This is a genomic window from Bacillus smithii, from assembly GCF_001050115.1.
Taxonomy (GTDB): domain Bacteria; phylum Bacillota; class Bacilli; order Bacillales; family DSM-4216; genus Bacillus_O; species Bacillus_O smithii.
In genome coordinates this window covers 2645050-2663068 of sequence record NZ_CP012024.1, presented here as the reverse complement: position 1 = coordinate 2663068, position 18019 = coordinate 2645050, and the positions used below count along the sequence as shown (strand labels likewise).

The 18019-nt window shown below is 40.9% G+C and carries 15 protein-coding genes; 12 read left to right on the top strand and 3 right to left on the bottom strand.

The window, feature by feature from the left end:
* Window positions 1-9: 9 nt before the first annotated feature.
* Complete coding sequence (locus BSM4216_RS12510; RefSeq protein ID WP_003354304.1) at window positions 10-285, top strand: DUF1871 family protein; 276 nt, start codon at window positions 10-12, stop codon at window positions 283-285.
* Here the strand turns inward: BSM4216_RS12510 and BSM4216_RS12505 are convergent.
* Entirely contained in the window at window positions 245-1102 is an 858-nt protein-coding gene (locus tag BSM4216_RS12505; protein ID WP_048623899.1) for an alpha/beta fold hydrolase, read from the bottom strand. The two genes, BSM4216_RS12510 and BSM4216_RS12505, sit on opposite strands and share 41 nt — an antisense overlap.
* A gap of 128 nt (window positions 1103-1230) precedes the next feature.
* On the opposite strand from BSM4216_RS12505, the gene BSM4216_RS12500 reads away from it, so the two are divergent.
* The 5 genes from BSM4216_RS12500 to BSM4216_RS12480 all read left to right on the top strand — a co-directional run bounded on the left by BSM4216_RS12500 (window position 1231) and on the right by BSM4216_RS12480 (window position 6929).
* On the top strand, window positions 1231-1731 hold the full coding sequence (locus tag BSM4216_RS12500; RefSeq protein ID WP_048623898.1) for an Lrp/AsnC family transcriptional regulator: 501 nt from the start codon (window positions 1231-1233) through the stop codon (window positions 1729-1731).
* Window positions 1728-2894 (top strand): aminotransferase, encoded by a 1167-nt coding sequence (locus tag BSM4216_RS12495; protein WP_048623897.1) that lies wholly within the window; start codon window positions 1728-1730, stop codon window positions 2892-2894. The genes BSM4216_RS12500 and BSM4216_RS12495 overlap by 4 nt, the downstream gene beginning before the upstream one ends.
* Before the next feature lie 385 nt (window positions 2895-3279).
* A complete protein-coding gene (gene yugI / locus BSM4216_RS12490) occupies window positions 3280-3663 on the top strand; it encodes a S1 domain-containing post-transcriptional regulator GSP13 (RefSeq protein ID WP_003354299.1) in 384 nt (127 codons plus the stop codon).
* Between the two features lie 172 nt (window positions 3664-3835).
* Window positions 3836-5380 (top strand): L-glutamate gamma-semialdehyde dehydrogenase, encoded by a 1545-nt coding sequence (gene pruA, locus BSM4216_RS12485; protein WP_048624520.1) that lies wholly within the window; start codon window positions 3836-3838, stop codon window positions 5378-5380.
* 304 nt (window positions 5381-5684) lie between these two features.
* Window positions 5685-6929 (top strand): Glu/Leu/Phe/Val family dehydrogenase, encoded by a 1245-nt coding sequence (locus BSM4216_RS12480; RefSeq protein ID WP_048623896.1) that lies wholly within the window; start codon window positions 5685-5687, stop codon window positions 6927-6929.
* A 269-nt stretch (window positions 6930-7198) separates the two neighbouring features.
* Here BSM4216_RS12480 and BSM4216_RS12475 read toward each other — a convergent pair whose 3' ends face one another.
* Entirely contained in the window at window positions 7199-7432 is a 234-nt protein-coding gene (locus BSM4216_RS12475; protein ID WP_003354296.1) for a DUF378 domain-containing protein, read from the bottom strand.
* A gap of 185 nt (window positions 7433-7617) precedes the next feature.
* Between BSM4216_RS12475 and BSM4216_RS12470 the strand changes: the two genes are divergently transcribed.
* The 5 genes from BSM4216_RS12470 (at window position 7618) to BSM4216_RS12445 (ending at window position 16394) form a co-directional block, all read left to right on the top strand.
* Complete coding sequence (locus BSM4216_RS12470; RefSeq protein WP_048623895.1) at window positions 7618-8781, top strand: iron-containing alcohol dehydrogenase; 1164 nt, start codon at window positions 7618-7620, stop codon at window positions 8779-8781.
* A gap of 212 nt (window positions 8782-8993) precedes the next feature.
* The gene (locus BSM4216_RS12465) at window positions 8994-10343 is read left to right on the top strand and encodes a glucose-6-phosphate isomerase (RefSeq protein WP_048623894.1); all 1350 of its coding nucleotides are present in this window, start codon (window positions 8994-8996) and stop codon (window positions 10341-10343) included.
* A 1478-nt stretch (window positions 10344-11821) separates the two neighbouring features.
* The gene (locus tag BSM4216_RS12455) at window positions 11822-13921 is read left to right on the top strand and encodes a glycosyltransferase family 39 protein (protein WP_371836620.1); all 2100 of its coding nucleotides are present in this window, start codon (window positions 11822-11824) and stop codon (window positions 13919-13921) included.
* Between the two features lie 307 nt (window positions 13922-14228).
* The gene (locus tag BSM4216_RS12450) at window positions 14229-15419 is read left to right on the top strand and encodes an MFS transporter (RefSeq protein WP_048623892.1); all 1191 of its coding nucleotides are present in this window, start codon (window positions 14229-14231) and stop codon (window positions 15417-15419) included.
* A gap of 570 nt (window positions 15420-15989) precedes the next feature.
* Window positions 15990-16394 carry a YugN-like family protein gene (locus BSM4216_RS12445; protein WP_003354286.1) on the top strand — a complete coding sequence of 135 codons (405 nt, stop codon included), beginning with the start codon at window positions 15990-15992 and terminating at the stop codon, window positions 16392-16394.
* On the opposite strand, the gene BSM4216_RS12440 is transcribed toward BSM4216_RS12445, so the two are convergent.
* Window positions 16391-17377 carry a potassium channel family protein gene (locus BSM4216_RS12440; protein WP_048623891.1) on the bottom strand — a complete coding sequence of 329 codons (987 nt, stop codon included), beginning with the start codon at window positions 17375-17377 and terminating at the stop codon, window positions 16391-16393. The two genes, BSM4216_RS12445 and BSM4216_RS12440, sit on opposite strands and share 4 nt — an antisense overlap.
* A 239-nt stretch (window positions 17378-17616) precedes the next feature.
* Here BSM4216_RS12440 and BSM4216_RS16895 point away from each other — a divergent pair, with 239 nt between their 5' ends.
* Entirely contained in the window at window positions 17617-17784 is a 168-nt protein-coding gene (locus BSM4216_RS16895; protein WP_169799149.1) for a hypothetical protein, read from the top strand.
* Window positions 17785-18019 lie beyond the last annotated feature (235 nt).

Here is an 18019-nt window from a genome sequence, read left to right as displayed (position 1 = left end):
TGATGCAACTTGAATCCAATCGCTAAAACGAATCTGCAGCTGGCAGATATTTTAATGGGCTGGGATCCATTCCGCATTGGAGCAGGTCAATATGATACGGAAATGGCGGATATTATCCAAGCGGTTCATGAAACGGATAACCTTGAAACTCTTGTGCGAAAAATTCGTGCCATCTTTGAACTTTCATTTGAAGAACTTCTTCCGCGTGAAGAAATTGAACCCATAGCAAGCGCATTGTTAGCCGTCAAAGAAAATTCTTCGTGCGATCTCCCTTTTCAACGCTGACAAATTCGTTCAAGTGCCGGCAGATCTCTTCCGGATTTTCTTCCGGTAAAAGATGTCCGGCTTTTTCGATCATAACGAGACGGCTGTTCGGCAAATCTTGAGCTAACCGTTTGCCGATATGGAAAGGAACGATCTTGTCAAATTCCCCGTGAATTAAAAGAGAAGGGGTTTGTATGTTTTGAATTTCTACGGAAGAAAGATCGCCTTCCCTATGGCGCAGAAATCGGATCAGTTCGTGGAAAATATCCTCAGAAAGAAATGGTTCCATATAGCCTGCCACCATTTCTTGATCAATTTTTTCATGTTCATAGACAGCTGACCGCAAATTTCCCTCCACCCCTGTTTTTTCCAGCAAGCGTTTTACCAATCGATGGGCAAATGGCAGATAACTGGCCAAAATCAGAGATTGTTTGAACCTCGGAATATAAGCAGAGCCATTGATGAGTATCATTTTTTCCGCCGCATCCGGCTTTTGTTTCAGCATATTCAAAATCAACTGTCCTCCCATGGAATGACCCACGAGCACGACGGATTCGAATTGGAAAGAACGAAGCAGCCGGAGAATGGAGGCGGCAATATTTTCGTACGAGTAAAGAAATGCCTTTGATTTTTTGCTTTTTCCAAACGGCGGCCAGTCAATCAAAAGAAGTGCATAATCTGTTTTTAATAAAGGAATCAGTTTGCGAAAACTAAAAGAGGAAGAAAGAAAGCCGTGCAAAAAGACAAGCGTGTATTTGGCTGCACTATTTGGAATATAGCGGTAATATAAGCAAGAATCGTCTATTTTGATTGAAACTCTTTCTTTTTGATTGAACAATGTTGGTTCCCCCTAGTTGATGGAAATCCGTGAGAAACTTTTCTTGATTAAATGGAACTCTCTTCTTTATTTTCTCCTAAATTTGTTATAATAAAGTAGTCTTAATATTTCAAAAATGGGGGAGAATCATGGAGCTCAACGAGAAAGAACTGGAGATATTGGCGATTCTGGAAAAGGATGCCAGAACGACTCTCGAGAACATAGCAAAAATGACACAATTATCTGTCGAGGAAGTTCAAGAAGTGATTCAAAAATTAGAAAAAGAAAATATTATCGTCCATTATACAACTTTAGTAAATTGGTCGAAAGTAGATAGCTATCATGGAGTCACCGCCATGATAGATGTGAAAGTCACGCCAAAACGGGGAGTAGGTTTCGATGCCGTGGCTGAGCGCATTTATCGGTTTAAAGAAGTGAAATCCGTTTATTTAATGAGCGGCGCTTACGATTTGTCCGTGACGGTGGAAGGCCGTTCGATGAATGAAATTTCCCGCTTTGTTTCGGAAAAACTGTCCACGTTGGATTCGGTCGTTTCGACTACTACACATTTCCAACTGAAAAAATATAAGCATGACGGAATTATTTATGACCAAAACAATGATGATAGAAGAATTGTGGTGTCACCATGAATACAACGAAAAGCTATATAGCCAAATCAGTGGATAAAATTCCTCCGTCTGGGATTCGAAAGTTTTTTGATCTGGCGGCCAATATGGAAGGCGTCGTTTCACTAGGAGTGGGAGAGCCGGATTTTGTTACCTCTTGGTCCGTTAGGGAAGCGGCCATCTCCTCGCTGGAAAGAGGATATACTTCCTATACGGCCAATGCAGGTTTAATCGAACTAAGAAGGGCGATTGCCGATTATATGCGAGAACGGTTTCAAGCAGAATATGATCCGGAACAAGAAATTATCGTGACATCGGGGGGAAGCGAAGCGCTGGATATTGCCCTTCGAACGATTATTGACCCTGGAGACGAAATCGCGGTAGTAGAGCCATGCTTCGTTTCTTACGGACCCCTCGTTCAGCTGGCCGGCGGTAATGTCGTTTCCATAGGCACATTGGCGCAAAATGATTTTAAACTTCAGCCGGAAGAATTGGAACGGGCCATTACACCTAAAACGAAAGCGTTGTTGATCTGTTCTCCGAATAACCCGACCGGAACACAGCTGGCACGGGAAGACTTGATCGCCATTTGTGATATCGTAAAAAAATATGACTTATTGGTGATTGCGGATGAAATCTATGCTGAGCTGGCTTACGATATTCCGCATACCTCTTTTGCAAGCTTGGAAGGGATGAAGGAGCGGACGATATTAATAAACGGATTTTCGAAGGGATTTGCCATGACGGGCTGGAGACTTGGATTTACATGCGCTCCAAAAGAAATTTCCAAAGCGATGTTGAAAGTGCATCAATATACCATGATGTGTGCTTCCACTCCTGCGCAATATGCTGCGATTGAGGCTTTGCAAAACGGAATGGAGTATGTGGAAGAAATGAAAAACGATTATAGAAGAAGACGAAACTTCTTTGTCGAATCTTTAAATGAACTAGGATTGGATTGCCATATGCCGGGCGGTGCTTTTTATGCTTTTCCGTCTATCAAGGGAACGGGGCTTTCATCGGAGCAATTCGCTGAACAGCTTTTGCTTTCGGAAAAAGTGGCCGTTGTTCCCGGACATGTATTCGGCAAAGGCGGAGAAGGATATATTCGTTGTTCTTATGCTTCATCGATCGAACAGCTTCAAGAAGCGATTAAAAGAATGAAACGTTTTCTGGCTTCCCTTTAGATACGATCCAAAGGCTGAATTCCTTTAACGGGAAATCAGCCTTTCATTTTTGGCAAAAAAAAAAGAGGACGATCCACTCGTCCTGATAATAAGGGTAGGGGGAATACTATTAGAAAGCTTTGCTGCATTTTAAGGATGTCCAATGATGTGAAAATTTATTCTTATTTTTCCTAAAAATTTTGGATGATGGATAAATAAGACGTCTCTTGATGATGATTAGGCAAGTAATTGTTTTGACCGCCATAAACATGGAATGCTTATAGACGATCGATATGTATTCAGTTGAATATGGATGAAGTTTACAATCGTTTTTGCGGTGGAAGTATGATTATGCTATAATTGATCAATGCGTAAATAGGAGAAAAAATTTTATAGGAGTGTTTGCATGTCTGCAAAATATGAAGTTGGTGCCATAGTAACCGGAAAAGTCACCGGGATTCAACCATATGGGGCGTTTGTCGCCTTAGATGAGGAAACGCAAGGACTCATCCATATTTCGGAAATTACACATGGATATGTCAGAAACATTGAAGACTATTTAAAAGTTGGGGACGAGGTTCAAGCTAAAATTGTTGCGATTGATGAAGAAGATGGAAAAATCAGCCTTTCCATGCGTGAAATGGAATCCACCAAAACGGATCGGAAAATGTCTCGACGATACGGAAATATTAAATTGGACGATTCTTCCACCGGATTTAATACTTTAAAAGAGAAACTGAAAGAATGGATTGCTCAATCCGAAAAAAGCAATACGTATCAAAAAAAATAAAATCGAACGGCAAAGCCGTTCGGTTTTATTTTTGCATGAAAAAAAGCCTTTTTCGATATCATGTAATAAGCTGATTTCCAAACAAAAAGATGATTTTTATCTGAACTTCATGGATGATTGCCTGTTTTATCGTGTTCCGCTGATTCCAATTTCATGTTCAGGAGGGAAAAAGATGATAGCTTATCAACATGAACCGTTGACAGATTTTATGAATGAGAATAATCGGGAAGCGTTTCAAGAAGCTTTAAAGAGGACAAATCAACATTTGGGGCAAGAGTATCCGCTTGTGATCGATGGCAAATTCATCACAACGAAAGAGAAAATCATTTCCCGGAATCCTGCGAACAAAACAGAAGTGATCGGCTTCGTTTCCAAAGCCAATCAAGAATTGGCGGAAAAAGCGATTCAAGCAGCTGCAGAAGCGTTTGAATCTTGGCGGAAAACGAAACCTGAAATGCGTGCGGACATTTTGTTTAAAGCAGCGGCCATCATCCGCAGCCGGAAGCATGAATTCTCGGCTCTCATGGTGAAAGAAGCCGGGAAATCGTGGATAGAAGCGGATGCTGATACGGCGGAAGCCATTGACTTTATGGAGTATTATGGACGACAAATGCTGAAAATAAAAGATGGCGCTCCTGTCCTAAGCAGAGAAGGAGAACGCAATCGATATCATTATATACCGCTCGGAGTGGGAGTGGTGATCTCTCCGTGGAACTTTCCGTTGGCCATAACCGCGGGAACGACGGTTGCTGCACTTGTAACAGGAAATACAGTATTGTTGAAACCGGCTTCCACAACGCCTGTGGTGGCGGCAAAATTGGTGGAAGTGTTGAAAGAAGCCGGTTTGCCTGACGGTGTGCTTCAATTTGTTCCGGGAAGCGGTTCGGAAATAGGCGATTTTTTAGTCGATCATCCGAAAACGAGGTTTATTTCATTTACCGGTTCTCGTGATGTTGGACTTCGAATTTATGAAAGAGCGGCAAAGAAACAAACCGACCAAATTTGGCTAAAACGAGTCATAGCAGAAATGGGTGGAAAGGATACGATCGTGGTGGATAAGGAAGCCGATTTGGAGTTGGCTGCTCAATCCATCGTCGCTTCCGCTTTTGGTTTTTCCGGGCAAAAATGTTCTGCCTGTTCACGGGCTGTTGTATTGGAAGAGGTATATGACGAAGTTCTTCATCGGGCAGCCAACTTGGCGAAAACATGGAAAATCGGCGACCCCGCTTGTTTTGAAACCAAAATGGGGCCGGTTATTGATCCCTCTTCTTTTCAAAAAATTATGAGATATATCGAAATCGGCAAAACAGAAGGAAACATCATTCTTGGGGGCACAGGAGACGATTCAACAGGATATTATATAGAGCCGACCATTATAGCGGACGTGGAACCGGATGCTCGGATTATGCAGGAAGAAATTTTTGGTCCGGTTGTTGCGTTTGCGAAGGCGAAAAATTTTGAACATGCGCTGGAAATTGCGAATAATACGGAATATGGATTAACCGGGGCCGTTATTTCCAATGATCGACGAAACTTGGAAAAAGCGCGCGAAGATTTTCATGTAGGGAACTTATATTTCAACAGAGGGTGTACAGGCGCGATCGTAGGATACCAGCCTTTTGGGGGATTTAATTTGTCAGGTACTGATTCAAAAGCGGGAGGGCCGGATTATTTGCTTCTTCATATGCAAGCCAAAACAGTGTCGGAAGCGTTTTGAGTGAAAAAATGGTTTTGTCGCCATCAGCGGAAGAATTCGTTAATCATGCTTTTTTATAGAGAATTTTGAATTTCGCAATGATTACAATAATAAATGAGAGATAAAAGACGTCGAACGAAATCTCTGAAAGTAATGGAATGACTGGAAAGGATGGGAAATTTTTTTTGAAAAAACATGATAAAACCGTTATTCGTCTTGATGTTTCTGATCCGTAATGAAAAGAACTTTTCAAAGGGCGGTTGAACGAATCATCAAAATGTTATTATAATAGTAAAGATGAAAAAGGTGTAAAGAGGCGAAATTTATGACGGAAAATTTAAATCTATTTACTTCTACTCAAAGTGTAATCAAAGAGGCTCTTGTCCGATTGGGATATAATGAAGAAATGTATGAACTGTTGAAAGAACCAATGCGTATGCTGACGGTTCGGATACCGGTCCGCATGGATGATGGAACCACAAAAGTATTTACCGGCTACCGAGCACAGCATAACGATGCAACCGGCCCGACAAAAGGAGGAGTTCGCTTTCATCCGGATGTCACTGAAGATGAAGTGAAAGCGCTATCTATGTGGATGACGATCAAATCAGGCATCGTGAATCTTCCATATGGCGGCGGAAAAGGCGGGATTGTCTGCGATCCGAGACAGATGTCGATGGGAGAAATCGAACGATTAAGCCGCGGCTATGTCCGAGCGATCAGCCAATTGGTAGGACCGACAAAAGACATTCCGGCGCCTGATGTGTACACAAATTCTCAAATTATGGCCTGGATGATGGATGAATACAGCCGACTGCGCGAATTTGATTCCCCTGGTTTTATTACAGGCAAACCTCTTGTATTAGGGGGATCGCAAGGACGGGAAAAAGCCACCGCTCAAGGTGTGACCATTTGCATTAAAGAAGCGGCGAAGAAGCGAGGCATTGATATAAAAGGAGCGAAAGTCATTATCCAAGGTTTTGGCAATGCGGGAAGCTTCTTGGCCAAATTCTTGTATGATGAAGGAGCTAAAATTGTCGGAATTTCAGACGCTTACGGGGCTCTGTATGATCCGGATGGCCTTGATATCGATTACTTGCTGGATCGCCGTGACAGTTTTGGCACCGTCACAACATTATTTGAAAATACAATCACGAATAAAGAGCTTCTGGAATTGGAATGTGACATTTTAGTGCCGGCAGCAGTAGAAAATCAAATTACCTCAGAAAATGCACATAATATTAAGGCATCCATTGTGGTAGAAGCGGCTAACGGACCTACGACGATGGAGGCGACAAAAATTTTAACGAATCGCGGCGTCCTTCTTGTTCCGGACGTGCTGGCCAGCGCCGGCGGCGTAACGGTTTCTTATTTTGAATGGACGCAAAATAACCAAGGATATTATTGGACAGAAGAAGAAGTAAATGAGCGATTAAAAGAGAAATTAGTGAAAGCTTTTAACACGGTATACGATACCGCCCAATCCAGAAATATTGATATGCGCTTGGCTGCTTATATGATTGGAGTCCGCCGTACAGCGGAAGCGGCTAAATTTAGAGGCTGGGTATAAGTAAATAGATGAGTCAGATTTTTTAAACCGATGTAAAAGGAAGAAATATAAAAAGAAGAAGGACGAGCGCCTTCTTCTTTTTTGTGCGGAGAAAGGAATTCAGTTTGAGAAAGGAGCAGCGAAATAACTTTGGCAGGAGACGTTAGCGGCTGTTCGCTTCAAATGATGATAATGTCGTATGATTCAGCCGCCTTTTTGTTTTTATGTCTGTCCAAGCGATGCCTTTCGCTTTTGTCGAAAATTTCTTTCGTCTTCAAGACCAAAAATGTTTAATCAGCCGTGTTGGGTTCAGGATCGTGTTCAAGTGATTCGTTCGGCTTAAATAACAGACCGAGATTGATTAATCCGGCGATGCCTATAATGCCGTAAATGATTCGTGAAAGAGCCGAATCTTGTCCACCGAAAATGGCGGCTACTAGATCATACTGAAAAAAGCCAATTAATCCCCAATTGATGGCTCCTAATATAGTAAAGATAAGCGCCACTCTTTGAAGAGCACTCATAAGACAAACCTCCTTTTTTACGATTCTTTATTATAGTTTGCAGCAGAAGAAGACGTCCTATTCTTTTTGCCATCCGGTAAATTTTTCATTTCAAAACTTCCACTACTTTAAAAAGGTGGATGTTTTGAAAAATATATAGAAAATGTTACATAATAACATAGTTAGGATAGAAAGGAGAGTGCGGTATGGATAATTTTATTTTTTATAATCCGACGAAGTGGATTTTCGGGAAGGGACAACTGGAGGAGCTGAAAACGGAAGTTCCGAAATACGGAAAAAATGTGCTTCTTGTTTACGGGGGAGGAAGCATTAAAAGAAACGGACTTTATGACCGCGTGCTTTCTTTGTTGAAAGAAATCGATGTCCAAGTGCATGAGCTTTCCGGGGTGGAGCCGAATCCGCGGATTTCAACCGTTAGAAAAGGAGCAGATATATGCAAAAGAGAAGGAATTGATTTTATATTAGCGGTTGGCGGCGGAAGCGTTATTGACTGCACGAAAGCCATTGCGGAAGCAGCAAAGTTTGATGGAGATCCATGGGATATTGTCATGAAAAAAGTGGAAGTCGAGTCGGCATTGCCTTTTGGAACGGTGTTGACTCATGCAGCGACTGGATCAGAAATGAACGCAGGATCCGTCATCACCAATTGGGAAACGAAAGAAAAAGTGAGCTGGAAAAGCCCGCTCGTATTTCCGAAATTCTCTATTTGCGACCCGACCCATACGTTTACCGTACCGAAAGATCAAACCGTTTATGGGATTGTCGATATGATGACTCATATTTTTGAACAATATTTTCACGATGCCAAAGACACTCCTCTCCAAGACCGGATGTGTGAAGGGGCTTTAAAAACCATAATAGAAACAGCTCCTAAGCTTATCGAAGATTTGGAAAATTACCAGCTGCGCGAAACGATTATGTTTGCCGGAACGATCGCTTTAAACGGCATGCTGCAAATGGGCTACCGCGGCGATTGGGCTACTCATAATATTGAACATGCAGTTTCCGCCGTATATGATATTCCACATGCCGGTGGGCTGGCGATTCTTTTCCCAAACTGGATGAAACATAACTTGCATGTTCGTCCGGAACGTTTTCAACAATTAGCGGTCCGTGTCTTCGACGTGGATCCAACAGGAAAAACGCCGGAAGAAGCAGGATTAGAAGGAATCCAAAAACTGCGGGAATTTTGGAGTTCGCTTGGCGCTCCATCTCGTTTGGCTGATTACGACATTGACGATTCACGCTTGGAAGAGATTGCAGATAAGGCCATGTTCCGTGGGGAATTTGGCAATTTCCATGCTCTCAATCGCGACGATGTGCTTTCGATTTTAAAAGCTTCTTTATAAAGGGCATTTAAAATCTTTTTTGGCAGGGGCTGTATAGAACAGCCCCTGCTGATTTCATTATAAAAAATGGATATTGAACCATATAATAACTGATTATAGGAGTTTGAAATAATGTCAAATTTGTAATCGTTTCCTTCTTAAGGCTACAGCTTGATTATTTTTTTTTCATTCGATAAAGTTAAGTTGAAAATATTTCCTACGGAGGCTGCAATATGACACATATTCAATTCGATTACTCAAAAGCCTTAACTTTTTTTGGAGAACATGAAATTCGCTATTTGCAAGACGCTGTAAAAGTATTTCACCATGCTCTTCATGAGAAAACGGGACAAGGCAGTGATTTTACTGGATGGATCGACCTGCCTGTTGACTATGACAAAGAAGAGTTTGCTCGCATCCAAAAAGCGGCGGCAAAGATACAACAAGATTCCGATGTGCTGCTTGTGATTGGAATCGGCGGTTCTTATTTAGGCGCAAGAGCTGCCATTGAAATGCTCAATCACAGTTTTTATAACGCTCTTCCAAGCGAAAAAAGAAAAACGCCGCAAATTATTTTTACCGGCAACAATATTAGCTCCACTTATATGAAGGATGTCATGGATTTTCTCGAAGGCAAGGATTTCTCCATTAATGTGATTTCTAAATCGGGAACGACGACTGAGCCTGCCATTGCCTTCCGAATTTTCCGTAAGTTGTTGGAGGAAAAATACGGAAAAGAAGAAGCGCGCAAAAGAATTTATGCTACTACCGATAAAGCAAAAGGCGCGTTGAAAACAGTGGCCGATGAAGAAGGGTACGAGACCTTTGTGATTCCGGACGATGTCGGCGGCCGCTATTCTGTATTGACGGCAGTAGGACTTTTGCCGATTGCGGTAAGCGGAGCGGATATTGAAGCGATGATGAAAGGTGCTGCTCAAGCTCGTGAAGATTTCGGCCATTCCGAGTTGAAAAACAATTTGGCTTACCAATATGCAGCAGTGAGAAATATTTTATACAATAAAGGAAAAACGACCGAATTGCTCATCAATTATGAACCGGGACTGCAATACTTTGCGGAATGGTGGAAACAATTATTCGGAGAAAGCGAAGGAAAAGACCAAAAAGGCATTTATCCTTCTTCTGCAAACTTTTCCACTGATCTTCATTCATTAGGGCAATATATTCAAGAAGGACGCCGTGATCTTTTTGAAACGGTCATTAAAGTCGAAAATCCGCGCCATGAAGTGACCATCGAAGCGGAAGAAAACGATCTTGACGGCTTGAACTATCTTGCCGGCAAAACGGTTGATTTTGTGAACAATAAAGCGTTTGAAGGCACGATGCTCGCTCACACAGACGGCGGTGTTCCGAATTTAATCGTTCGCATTCCAAAAATGGATGAGTATACGTTCGGATATTTAGTGTACTTCTTTGAAAAAGCCTGTGCCATGAGCGGCTACCTGCTCGGAGTCAATCCGTTTGACCAACCGGGAGTGGAAGCTTATAAAGTCAACATGTTTGCCCTTCTCGGCAAACCAGGCTATGAAGAGAAGAAAGCGGAACTTGAAAAACGATTGAAATAACGACGTTTTTCGAAGAATCGAGAAAAGAGCAGATTTTCGGAGTACAAAAATAGTTTGACATGTACTCCGAAAATCTTTTTTTCGATTCTTTTTTTATTTTTCGTGTTTTACGTATCCGCCGTGATGGGGGTGCTTTCGTGCCCCAAATCGTGCCGGATTTGTTTGTTGTTCAAGTTGGTGAATAAGTTGAAACAAGAATGATCGCAAATGGGCCATTAAAAAAGCGCATTGAACAATTCGTAAAAGAAGGTAAGGAATCTGCTTTGTGAGCTACACATCTTTAGTTTATTTTTTTGAGGTGAAAATTGTTTTTAGTTTATAAGCAATTATTGAAGCATACACAATAATTAATATCCATAAATAAGTGGATGGCATATCATCCTTTATAAACCAATAAATAAAGAAAATTAAAAATACAGAATACATAACTAGATCCAATATATTTTGCTTTTTAGTCTTCATATTATTTTTTTCTCTCCCCTTTATTTTTTTAAAAATTTTAAAAAATTTTAATATTAAGAAGATGGAATATTTTAGGGTATATTAAAATTCATTCGGTAGATTATTACTTTTATTCAACCAGAAAAAGTATTAATCAGCAATACTGGAGAATGAACAATCAATTTCTAAGCTTAAATGAGATATAAAATAAGGGTCTTTTATATAGAGAAGTGTCAACTGTAAATCGGACTGAGTGAGGAACGAACGCGGGAGAGTTTAAGGAATTGACACGAACGCATGGAGAAGTCGAAAATAGGGCTTTTTTATTTTCTTTGAAATGGAGAGAGAGTAAGTGTTGTTTATAAAAGTTTCATGTCTGCCATTGGCGATATTGTCGGTTTTTTCTTCGGTGGCTGGACCGGACCTTTAACAACCTGGTTTTCCTTCTGCTGACTATACAGCGGGATTAATCGCAGGAGTGGTAGAAAAGAATCTTAGCAGCAAAATTGGATTAAAAGTATTGACGCTTGTAGGGGCAGGAATTTTAGTTGGCCTTTCGATTGGAAAAGTATATGTCTTTCTGACGCAATCATTTTCTTTTATATCTAAAACGAAGTGCTTTCTATCATAAAAAACGGCGGTCACATTTCAGTGTCAGTTTGCTAATGTAGCTCCTTCTTAGGATAAACCTAAGTCAAGGAGCTTTTTTATTGCCGCTTTCTATCGGGATATATCTTATCAAACTTTTGTCAAGAAATTCGAAAATGAAAATTCCGTTTATTGCTTTCTTGATTTTTCCTCCAATTTCTTGCCTTCACAAACAACAAAAGCTTTTTTTATTTTCTCCTCCTTCGTTTCATCAAACATTCGTTAAGAAAAAATTAAGGAAAATTTTATATGATCAACACGGTTTCAAATAAGGGTCGAACTGGGGCATAAGCGGGCTTTATAAAGATTCTCCGAAAATGTATTCATTGTAAGAATTTTATTATTTGAGAGCGGGATTCTCTACTTTAAAAAAGGAGCGAATAATAATTATGAGAATGAAATTAAAAGGAAGAATCGATTTTTTATTGTTAGGAATTCTCCTTCTCTCGATTTTTCTTAATTTTTATCGGTTAAAGGATGCCGGATCCAATACATATTATACGGTGGCTGTTAAAAGTATGTTGACAAGCTTCCATACGTTTTTCTATGCATCCTTCGATCCTGCGGGATTTATTACCGTGGATAAGCCTCCCGTTGCGTTGTGGATCCAAGCGCTTAGTGCGTATCTCTTTGGATTAAGCGACTTTAGTGTTCTGTTGCCGGAAGCACTTGCAGGGGTAATATCCGTATGGCTCATGTATGTCATTATCAAACCTCAATTTGGACGAAAAGCAGCTTTACTGTCCAGCTTAGTATTGGCATGCACACCCATCTTTGTAGCCGTTGTACGTACAAATAATGTAGACAGTATTCTCATTATGACGCTCTTAGTGGCCACATGGTCTTTAATGAAAGCAGTGGAAAAACAAAAAATTCGCTGGTTATTATTGAGTTTTTTTCTCGTCGGAATTGGTTTTAACATTAAAATGCTGCAAGCTTATATGGTATTACCGGCGTTTTATCTTTTTTATTTTATCGCGGCGAAATCAAAATGGACGAAACGAATGGTACAGTTGATTGCGGCAACCGTTGTGCTCCTTGTCGTATCCCTTTCATGGGCGACGATTGTGGACATGGTGCCGAAAGATAAGCGCCCTTACATCGGAAGCAGCCAGACAAACTCTGTACTTGAACTGGCTTTAGGCTATAATGGGATCTCACGTTTAACAGGAATGGACCATGGAAATGGCAGAGCTTTCAAAGGAATGCCGAACATGGAGCAAAATCAAAAGCAGTTTGAAAACGGAAACGGGAGTTCTCCACAAGGAATGCCCTATGGGAATAGAACACCGGGAAATGGAGAATTTCCTCCCTCCTTTGGCCAAGATGGCGGTAAACACTTGATGGGGAATGGAGGAATGGGAAGGGGAATGTTTGGAACCGGAAATCCCGGTGTAACCCGACTCTTCTCGAAAGAATTAGCCGGTCAAATTAGTTGGCTGTTGCCATTCGTCCTCTTTTCGGTTATTGGATTAATTGTATCGTATCGGAAAACGAGAGAATTTACGATGCAGCATAAATTTGCGATCTTTTGGCTGGCATGGCTTATACCGATGATGATCTTTTTCAGCATCGCGGGATTTTTCCATCAGTATTATTTAAGTATGATGGGTCCTGCCATTGCGGGGTTAGTCGGAATGGGCTGGATAATTTTATGGGATTTCTACAAGAAGAAGCAAGGATGGCCAAGTTGGCTTTTGCCTGCGGCTATTCTAGCTACCGCTTTCTTTGAAACATTGATCTTATTCCAAAATAGAGAAGCTGTATCGGAAACATGGATGGCTTTTACTGCGATAGTTGGAGTTATTTTATTCGTGTTCTTGACGATCATGCAAAATCGAGAAAAAGCTGCTTACTTCCTGTCTGTTGCGGGAATGCTTGCCGTGCTGATCCTTCCGTTTTATTGGGGACTTACGACCGTTTTACATGGGGGAAACAGCACAATTCCAGTTGCAGGACCTACGAGTCAATCATTTGGCCCGATGATGGATGAAAAAAGGAACTCTGCACAACCGGGTGAAGCACCAGCCGGGATGTTCCATACCGGACAAAGTGTCGGAAGGCCGAGTGGCCAAACAGATTTTAGACAAAGAGGCGGAATGATGGAAGAAGAAGTGAATACAAAACTCCTGAATTATTTAGAAAAACACTATCATGGGGAAAAATTTATGTTAGCTGTTGATAGTGCGACAACCGCCGCTCCATTCATGTTGAAAACCAATTATGCTGTGATGGCGATGGGAGGATTTTTAGGAAGTGATCCTGTTTTGACGCCTCAGAAGCTTGAAAAGATGGCAAAAGCGGGTGAAGTGAAATATTTCCTGATTTCTTCAGGCATGGGAATGGGACGCGATCAGAAAATCAACGAGTGGATTGAAAAGAATTGCAAAGAAGTTCCAAGCAGTGAGTGGGAATCGGCAAAGAACTCTGACAACAATCAACATTTTCGCCGAGATCAAAATATGAAACTTTACGTGTATAAAGGATAAAAGAGGGGGGAGTGAGTCTCTCCCCTAACTTTATCATAAGGAAAAAAATGGATAACAGCTTGTCGTACAAAACAATTACAGCATTCCAGACTGCCGAGTTTCAAAATACTTTATATTGGGTATGAAATGAATAACGAATAGCAAACCCTTGCAATGAAATGTTTTATTTTGTCTTTGCATAGCATGATAGAAGGAAACTCATCTACTAAAAATCTATACTTTTTTAGATAAAGTAAATTGGAGACTACCTGTTTAGTGGATTCTTAAAAACAAGTAGTTTATTATTCTGAACGGGTAGGTGATATTCATGTATTGGAAACGTACTTTATGGGTTTTATGGCCGGCTAATTTTTTACAAGCCGCCGGAATGAGTCTTATCATACCGTTTTTACCGTTATATATTGAAAAGCTGGGAGTTCATCATATTCAAAATGTGGAACATTGGACAGGATGGATTTTCTCAGCTCAATTTATCACTTCTTTTTTATTTCAACCATTATGGGGTTCTTTGGCCGATAAATATGGACGGAAAGTGATGCTGCTACGTTCTTCCGTCGGGATGGGGATTGTGACCATTTTAATGGGGATTGTGACAAGTCCTTGGCAATTGCTTGGTCTGCGACTAATCAATGGTTTATTTTCCGGTTTTATTTCGATGTCCATTTCATTGCAGGCTTCTGTGACGCCGGACAAAGACTCGGGAAAGGCGCTTGGAACGTTGCAAACGGGTCAAATTGTCGGTACGCTGATCGGCCCGCTGATTGGCGGAATATTGTCTGAGCTGGTTGGATTTGAAGGAGTATTTTTTCTCACAGGAAGCCTTATTTTATTAGCCGGGCTGGTGGTCATGATCTTTATAAAAGAGACAGCAACGGTTAAGAAAGAAAAGGCATCAAAACAAAAAAAGAATTGGAAATCGTTAAAACCGCTTCTCCCTGTCTTTATTGCGGCCACAATTACACAATTGGCCATGATGAGCATTCAGCCCATCATCACACTATACACAAAAACACTATATCACGGAAGACATTTGGCCTTTATAGTCGGACTTGTCAGTGCAGTTACTGGCATCGCCAATCTGATTGGCTCTCCTATTTTAGGGAGAATAGGAGATAAAATTGGGCAGCGAAAAATTTTAATCATATCCCTCACGATGTCTGCCTTGGCTTTCTTGCCGCAAGTGTTAGCTAAAAATATCACTCTTTTGCTTATTGGACGCTTTTTTCTAGGACTGTTTACCGGAGGAATGATCCCTTCGTTAAACGTTTTGGTCAAGAAATTAGCCCCCGCCAATCTCCAAGGAACGGCGTTTGGAATCAATTCTTCCGCACGGTTTCTTGGAAATTTGCTGGGGCCTTTGTTAGGAAGTTCGATTGCTGCGGCTTATAACATAAAGCTTATATTTTATGTCACTATGGCGTTTCTGTTGGTAAACATGGTATTGATATTGCGAAACAAAAGTCTGGAAGTTCCTGTTACCAAAATGAAAAACAGCTAGTTTCATACCAAAAGATGTAGATGGCGCAAACATTCGTTTTTTGTTTGTGCAGTCTCCAAAAAGCATATTCATCATCAGCTTCTTCCAAAGTCATGGAACTGCTGATTTGTCGATTATGGGTAATACTTTTACAGTAGCTGAAAACCTTGTCTCTTCCCCAAATTCAAAAGTCTGAACTTAGACCTTCTTTTACTTTGACCAGCTTCAGGGCAATCCAAGTGATGAATGATATCTCGTTCTTCATGCTGCTTGGTTTTCCCTGCAGCTATGATTGATTCTCCTCTTTCTTGATCTCCTAAATTGAAAACTAAAGATGCTTCAAGTTATAAGTGGCATGTTGTGCGAAAATTGGACCACTCACAAACTTTCCATCGAGATCAAAACTCCAAGACTGTGTAAGAATAAAGATCATAAAGCCGCTTATTTTATTCCAAAAACATGAAACACTGCCGCAACTGGCAAGCTAAAAAGAAACAAAACCATACATAATGAAGAAGCATAGTGTTAAAAACAAAATGACGGATTCTTTAAGATAAGCTGTAAATACTAAAAAGAAAGGAGGGAATTGCAATGATTCAAATACCTTCGAAAATAGAGGGGCGGCATTATTCTTTATATAATCTGGAACAATCATTAAAACCAAAAGGGTTTCAAATTGGCGGGAATTGGGATTATGATCATGGATCGTTCGATTATAAAATCAGCGATGATGAAGGTTATCAATTTTTACGCATCCCATTTACGGCTGTAGACGGCCAATTGGATTCAGCAGGTGTAACTGTGAAACTAGGGAGGCCGTTTTTAATGAATCATGTATATCAGCGCGGCTTGGACGATTATGCTTCCTCCGGAAATTTGGCCGCCTCTTTTAATCAATTTTCGGAACCGCAAGAGAAAGATGCTGAATTTCCGGAAGAATATATCCAGTTTGGAAAACAGCTTGTGCGTGACATCGAGTCTTTGTTGATAGACTAATCGGATATAATGATCAGCTGAAAACTTTTTTTCATTGTTAATTCAGGTGGAGGGTTGATGATTACGTCTTCTTCTCGCTTCACTCCGAGCAGAAGCATTCGTTTTTGGATGAGCACATTGCTTAACTGTCGAAAGGTCAACCCATCCCACTCGTCTTCCATTACGATCGTTTTGAAATGACTGCCATTCACATGATCTAATAGATCCATTACGGCGTCAGACATTCCGTGGCAAAGCAAGCTGTTCAACATAGCGAAACTTGCAAGCTGATTCGTATGAATCAATTCATCTGCACCGGCTCTTTTAGCATTTTCTACTTGTTCTGCCGTTAAAATTTCTGCTAAACAATAGACGTTTGGATTCATTCCTTTTACAGCGATAATCGTTAAGATGGTGGCCATATCCGCTTGACGTTCGTTTTTATCCTGATCTGCTGTAATCAAAACGAGATCGGCTTGCTTTACATTTCCTTTTTGCAAGGTGTCGTCTTGATAAGGAACTCCTTTAATAAAGTGCACTCTGCCATCTGAAAATGGATTTTGGTGCAAAGACTCATCGATCAACAAGATGGACTTGGAATTTTTTAAGAGAGACCAATGATGAATAAACGCACGCGATCGTTCATTCCAGCCGATAATGACGATATGGCGGTCTTCCTTAAATGTTTCTTTGCCATCTATATAGGCATTTTGACGAGTGACCGCGGTTGCTGCTAATGAGGCGAAATAAGTCGTTAAAAATCCGGCGCCGGCAAAAATTAGAATCAATCCGATTAGCCGCCCTTCTAATGTTGCGGGAACGTAATCTCCGTAGCCAACCGTGGAGGCGGTGATCACAGCCCACCAGATTCCTTCAAATATAGTAGGAAAAGTGACCGGTTCCAAGAAGTGAATAATGACTCCGGCTGCTACAATAATGGCTACAGAGATGGCTAATACACGGCCGACAAGCGGCCAGCGCAGAAAAATCCGGTAAAAAGCCATTCCGCATCCAGCTCCTTTATTTTCTGTCTATCAGTATGTCCGTTTTGTCGGCATTGCATAACTAGAGAACAAAGACTCTCAAGTCGGAGCATGTTTTTTTGGAACTTCGATAAACTAAAACTATAAACGAAACTTCTCCATATGGATAAGATCGCTTTTTATTAAACAAAAATTCTGGATTTATTGTCTTATGAGAGTTTTTCATCTAAACCAAAAAGATGAGAAAGGAGGGGCGGAAGATGGGAAAATGGAATGAAGAAGCGGCCCCAAACAATAATTTGAATTCGGCAGAGCTTCGATCTTCGAAAATGCCTTCTCAAGAACGAGACAGCCACCCGTTTGCAGAAGCACTGTCCGATGACGGTGAACGAAATAAATGGGCGGAACGACAAACAAAAAGATCATAGTCATAAAAGAAATAGTGAATGGAGATTTCCTTTGCGTAGCGTTGAGGAAGCGTGCCTTTTTCAACACATTTATTGTTTGAAAATGATCCTTACACGAACAATAACGACTCAGTCCGATCATAGTGTGTAAACTTTTATGATGATAGAGGACAACTCGTTATTTGATTTAAATAAAAAACCTTCCTTTTTTAGGAAAGGCCTTTTTTCATTCATTTATCCAGTATATATGGAGAAT

Coding starts and splice junctions, on each gene's coding strand:
- BSM4216_RS12500 (WP_048623898.1), top strand. CDS start 1,231: ATGGAGCTCAACGAGAAAGAACTGGAGATATTGGCGATTCTGGAAAAG.
- BSM4216_RS12495 (WP_048623897.1), top strand. CDS start 1,728: ATGAATACAACGAAAAGCTATATAGCCAAATCAGTGGATAAAATTCCT.
- yugI (WP_003354299.1), top strand. CDS start 3,280: ATGTCTGCAAAATATGAAGTTGGTGCCATAGTAACCGGAAAAGTCACC.
- pruA (WP_048624520.1), top strand. CDS start 3,836: ATGATAGCTTATCAACATGAACCGTTGACAGATTTTATGAATGAGAAT.
- BSM4216_RS12480 (WP_048623896.1), top strand. CDS start 5,685: ATGACGGAAAATTTAAATCTATTTACTTCTACTCAAAGTGTAATCAAA.
- BSM4216_RS12475 (WP_003354296.1), bottom strand. CDS start 7,432: ATGAGTGCTCTTCAAAGAGTGGCGCTTATCTTTACTATATTAGGAGCC.
- BSM4216_RS12470 (WP_048623895.1), top strand. CDS start 7,618: ATGGATAATTTTATTTTTTATAATCCGACGAAGTGGATTTTCGGGAAG.
- BSM4216_RS12465 (WP_048623894.1), top strand. CDS start 8,994: ATGACACATATTCAATTCGATTACTCAAAAGCCTTAACTTTTTTTGGA.
- BSM4216_RS12455 (WP_371836620.1), top strand. CDS start 11,822: ATGAGAATGAAATTAAAAGGAAGAATCGATTTTTTATTGTTAGGAATT.
- BSM4216_RS12450 (WP_048623892.1), top strand. CDS start 14,229: ATGTATTGGAAACGTACTTTATGGGTTTTATGGCCGGCTAATTTTTTA.
- BSM4216_RS12445 (WP_003354286.1), top strand. CDS start 15,990: ATGATTCAAATACCTTCGAAAATAGAGGGGCGGCATTATTCTTTATAT.
- BSM4216_RS12440 (WP_048623891.1), bottom strand. CDS start 17,377: ATGGCTTTTTACCGGATTTTTCTGCGCTGGCCGCTTGTCGGCCGTGTA.
- BSM4216_RS16895 (WP_169799149.1), top strand. CDS start 17,617: ATGGGAAAATGGAATGAAGAAGCGGCCCCAAACAATAATTTGAATTCG.